Origin of the sequence: Pseudomonas sp. MD195_PC81_125 (genome assembly GCF_014060985.1) — a bacterium.
GTDB lineage: Bacteria > Pseudomonadota > Gammaproteobacteria > Pseudomonadales > Pseudomonadaceae > Aquipseudomonas > Aquipseudomonas parakoreensis.
Genome location: NZ_JABULD010000245.1, coordinates 1 through 4,431 on the forward strand (window position 1 = coordinate 1; position 4,431 = coordinate 4,431).

The 4,431-nt window shown below is 56.5% G+C and carries 6 protein-coding genes; all 6 read right to left on the minus strand.

Going from position 1 to position 4,431, the window contains the following annotated elements:
* Positions 1–109: 109 nt before the first annotated feature.
* Positions 110–721, minus strand: a complete 612-nt coding sequence (msrQ, locus tag HT737_RS10570; RefSeq protein WP_182402497.1) for a protein-methionine-sulfoxide reductase heme-binding subunit MsrQ — start codon at positions 719–721, stop codon at positions 110–112.
* Positions 721–1,734 carry a protein-methionine-sulfoxide reductase catalytic subunit MsrP gene (gene msrP, locus HT737_RS10575; protein ID WP_121187191.1) on the minus strand — a complete coding sequence of 338 codons (1,014 nt, stop codon included), beginning with the start codon at positions 1,732–1,734 and terminating at the stop codon, positions 721–723. The genes msrQ and msrP overlap by 1 nt, the downstream gene beginning before the upstream one ends.
* Before the next feature lie 63 nt (positions 1,735–1,797).
* Positions 1,798–2,655, minus strand: coding sequence for a CDP-diacylglycerol--serine O-phosphatidyltransferase (pssA, locus tag HT737_RS10580; protein ID WP_003228213.1), 858 nt, complete (start codon positions 2,653–2,655; stop codon positions 1,798–1,800).
* 147 nt (positions 2,656–2,802) lie between these two features.
* Positions 2,803–3,819: a ketol-acid reductoisomerase gene (gene ilvC / locus HT737_RS10585; protein ID WP_007959661.1), complete on the minus strand. Its 1,017-nt coding sequence runs from the start codon at positions 3,817–3,819 to the stop codon at positions 2,803–2,805.
* A 48-nt stretch (positions 3,820–3,867) separates the two neighbouring features.
* The gene (ilvN, locus tag HT737_RS10590; protein ID WP_003205610.1) at positions 3,868–4,359 is read right to left on the minus strand and encodes an acetolactate synthase small subunit; all 492 of its coding nucleotides are present in this window, start codon (positions 4,357–4,359) and stop codon (positions 3,868–3,870) included.
* Positions 4,360–4,361: 2 nt separating this feature from the next.
* A partial coding sequence (locus tag HT737_RS32715) for a hypothetical protein (RefSeq protein ID WP_374011152.1) occupies positions 4,362–4,431 on the minus strand: 70 nt, incomplete at its 5' end.

Below are 4,431 nucleotides of genomic sequence, written 5' to 3' on the forward strand. Positions count from 1 at the left end.
CGAAACCTGCATAACTCGTTGAATCTCAAGGAGTTTTCCGTTTCGACTGCGCCGGAAGTGGGGCGAATTATAGACCTCCAGAATCTGCCGTCAACCGTTAATTTCAGTTTTATTGCAAAACCTGCTTTTTAGCCAATAAACGCGGGATTCGACGGGCAACAGTAGGCACACGCAGCAGTAAAAGCACTGCACCTATAAAGGCATAGATCGTCCACTCCTTGAGATCAGCACGCACGATCCACAACATATGCAGCAATCCCAGCCCCAGAATCACGTACACCACCCGATGCAATTTCTTCCAGCGCACACCCAAACGACGCTGACTGTAACGATTTGAGGTTACTGCCAGTGCCAACAATCCAAGAAAACCCAGCGTACCCACAATAATGTATGGCCGCTTGCGTAACTCCACACCCAACTGTGACCAGTCGAAACCAAGTATGAACGCCATATAGCTGAACAGGTGCAGAACCACATAGGCAAAACACCAGAGCCCCAACTGACGGCGAACAGCAATCCAGCCCGCCCACCCCGTCAATTTCTGCAACGGCGTCATGCTCAACGTGATCAGCAGGAATACCAGCGTCCCCAGCCCCAGTCGATCAACCAGCACCTTGCCGGGATCCGGACCGAGCAAATCGGCAAACGCCTGATAAAACCAAAACAGTGGCCACATCGCCGCCGCAATAAAAACGCCTGCACGCCAAAACGGATATCGCATCAGTAGTTCTTCCGCAGATCGAGCCCTGTATATAAAGAAGCGACTTCATCCGAGTAGCCGTTGAACATCTGGGTATCGCGTACATTCGGCTTGAACAAACTGTTCGGCAGACGCCGCTCTCTTGCCTGAGTCCAGCGCGGATGATCGACCGTCGGATTCACGTTGGCATAAAAACCGTATTCATCTGCCGCAATGCTCTGCCAGGTAGTCTTGGGCTGCTCGCTGACGAGACTGATCCGCACAATGGATTTCACACTCTTGAAGCCATACTTCCACGGCACCACCAGACGCAGCGGCGCGCCATTCTGATTGGGCAATTCGCGGCCATACATGCCAACCGCCAGAATCGCCAAGGGATTCATCGCCTCATCCAGACGCAAGCCCTCTACATAAGGCCAGTCGATCAGCGCGAAACCCGAGCGCTGCCCAGGCATGCTCTTGGGATCCTGCAAGGTTTCAAAGCGAATGTACTTGGCGTTAGAGGTCGGCTCGACCTGCTTGAGCAGTGCGGAAATCGGAAAACCAATCCAGGGGATGACCATCGACCACGCTTCAACACAGCGAAGACGATAGATACGCTCCTCCAACTGGTACGGCTTCATGAAGTCTTCCAGCGCGTAACGCCCGGGCTTACCCACCTCCCCATCGACGACCACGCTCCACGGCTCGGTTTTCAGCGAGCCGGCATTGGCTGCGGGATCGCCCTTGTCGGTGCCGAACTCATAGAAGTTGTTGTAATGGGTCGCGTCTTTATAAGGCGTGATCGCCTCATCCTTGACGTTGACTGCCCCCCACTTGGTAGAACGGAGCTTCTCGGCAAACCAGGCAGGCGCCTTGCCTGGCTCGACATCAGCATAGCGCGCCGCGTCCTCGGCACTGGCCCAACGCGGCAGGCTGCTCACGGCGATACCGGCCGCAGTAGCTCCGAGCAATTGACGACGGGAGAGATAAATGGACTCAGGCGTGACATCCGACTCATGGCAGTCGGACGCTTTGGGGATTTTGATCAGCATGGCAACTCCGCAGCTTTGGAGGACAGATGCCCCCATAGACTGCGGAGTATGCGGGAAATTACATCACTCGGCGTTTTTGTGCCGACGAAGATGCAACAGGTATTGCACCGGTCCGGAAGCCGCGTAGGCGAGGAACACCAGCAGCAAAATACGCGGTGGATCGCTGAACACCACAGCGAACACCAGGACCACGGCGAGGATCGCCACGAACGGCACGCGCCCCTTCAGATCCAGCTCCTTGAAGCTGTTGTACTTGATGTTGCTGACCATCAGCATGCCGGCAGCCGCCACCATCAGAGCGACCAGGAACGACATCTTCGAACCCTGAATACCGTAATCGCTGAACGCCCAGACAATCCCCGCCACCACGCCTGCCGCCGCCGGGCTGGCCAGGCCGATGAAGTAGCGCTTGTCGGCCGTACCGACCTGAGTATTGAAACGCGCCAGACGCAGCGCTGCACCGGCTACATAGATGAAGGCCACCATCCAGCCGACCTTGCCCATGTCGCCCAGCGCCCAGCCGAACGCCAGCAGCGCCGGTGCCACACCGAAGGCAACCATGTCGGACAGCGAGTCATACTCGGCGCCGAAGGCACTTTGTGTATTGGTCATGCGCGCCACGCGGCCATCGAGACCATCGAGCACCATGGCCACGAAAATCGCGATCGCGGCAAAGGCAAAATACTTGCTCGCATTCGCAGAATCCCCGGCGCTCAAGGCAGCCTGGGCACTCATCGAGTTGATGATGGAATAAAACCCTGCAAACAGGTTCGCAGTGGTGAACAGGTTCGGCAGCAGATAGATACCACGATGCCGGACTTTACGACCTTCTGCGTCGTGCCCTTCCTCGACATGTTCATCGATGGGCAGCAGGCTTTCGGCGTCAGAAGCCTGGTTCGGCTCTTCGGGACGTTCGCTCATGGACATTACCTTGCAACGGTTTGGAAAGTTTCGACAGGTGTCTGTGACGACGGTTCGGCCACAAACGATGCAGCTTTATACCAGAACCATCGGTTTCAAACGAAAAAACGCGGCCGAGGCCGCGTTTTTCGTACAAGGGACGACGACTTAGTTTTTGGCTTTGTCGACGATCTTGTTGGCACCGATCCACGGCATCATGGAGCGCAGTTGCTCGCCGATGATTTCGATACCGTGAGCGGCGTTGTTACGACGCTTGGCGGTCATCGAAGGGTAGCCGGTTGCGCCTTCGCTGATGAACATTTTGGCGTATTCGCCGTCCTGAATACGTTTCAGGGCATTGCGCATGGCCTGACGGGATTCGGCGTTGATCACTTCCGGACCCGTCACGTACTCGCCGTATTCAGCGTTGTTGGAGATCGAGTAGTTCATGTTGGCGATACCGCCTTCGTACATGAGGTCAACGATCAGCTTCAGCTCGTGCAGGCACTCGAAGTAAGCCATTTCCGGCGCGTAGCCAGCTTCAACCAGCGTTTCGAAACCGGCCTTCACCAGCTCAACGGTACCGCCGCACAGTACGGCTTGTTCGCCGAACAGGTCGGTTTCGGTCTCGTCCTTGAAGGTGGTTTCGATGATGCCGGTACGACCGCCGCCCACGCCAGCTGCGTAGGACAGCGCAACGTTTTTGGCGTTGCCCGAGGCGTCCTGGTAGATCGCGATCAGGTCAGGAATACCGCCGCCCTTCACGAACTCGGAACGTACGGTGTGGCCCGGAGCTTTCGGCGCGATCATGATCACGTCGAGGTCGGCACGCGGAACAACCTGGTTGTAGTGGATCGCGAAGCCGTGGGAGAAGGCCAGGGTGGCGCCTTTCTTGATGTTCGGCTCGATTTCGTTCTTGTACAACTGGGACTGGAATTCGTCCGGGGTCAGGATCATGACCAGGTCGGCGCCGGCAACGGCAGCAGCCACGTCGGTCACTTTCAGGCCATGAGCTTCGGCCTTGGCAACAGTGGCCGAACCTTTACGCAGACCGACGGTAACGTCGACACCGGAATCTTTCAGGTTGCACGCCTGGGCGTGGCCCTGGGAACCGTAACCGATGATGGCAACTTTCTTGCCCTGGATGATCGACAGGTCGCAGTCTTTATCGTAGAAAACTTTCATGAATTTCCCCTATATATCCAGGCCGTTCAGGCCATTCGCTAATTTGGTTTAGATGCTGAGTACTTTGTCGCCGCGGGCAATGCCGGTCACGCCGCTACGGACGGTTTCCAGAATCGATGCGGTGCCGATGGACTGAATGAAGCTGTCGAGCTTGTCGCTGGTACCGGTCAATTGAACGGTATACACGCTGGCACTGACGTCGACGATCTGTCCACGGTAAATATCGGTGGTGCGTTTGATCTCGGCGCGCTGGGCGCCAGTGGCCTTGACCTTGACCAGCATCAGCTCACGCTCGATGTGAGCGCTTTCCGACAGGTCCACCAGCTTGACCACTTCGATCAGCTTGTTCAGGTTTTTGGTGATCTGCTCGATGATTTCATCGTGGCCGACAGTAGTCAGCGTCAGACGCGACAGCGTCGGGTCCTCGGTTGGCGCCACCGTCAGGCTTTCAATGTTGTAGTTGCGCTGCGAGAACAGGCCGACTACGCGAGACAAAGCACCGGGTTCGTTTTCCAGAAGCAGGGAAATAATGTGCCGCATGATTAAGTACGCTCCGTCTTGCTCAGCCACATATCGCGCATGGAGCCGTCTTTGATCTGCATCGGATAGACG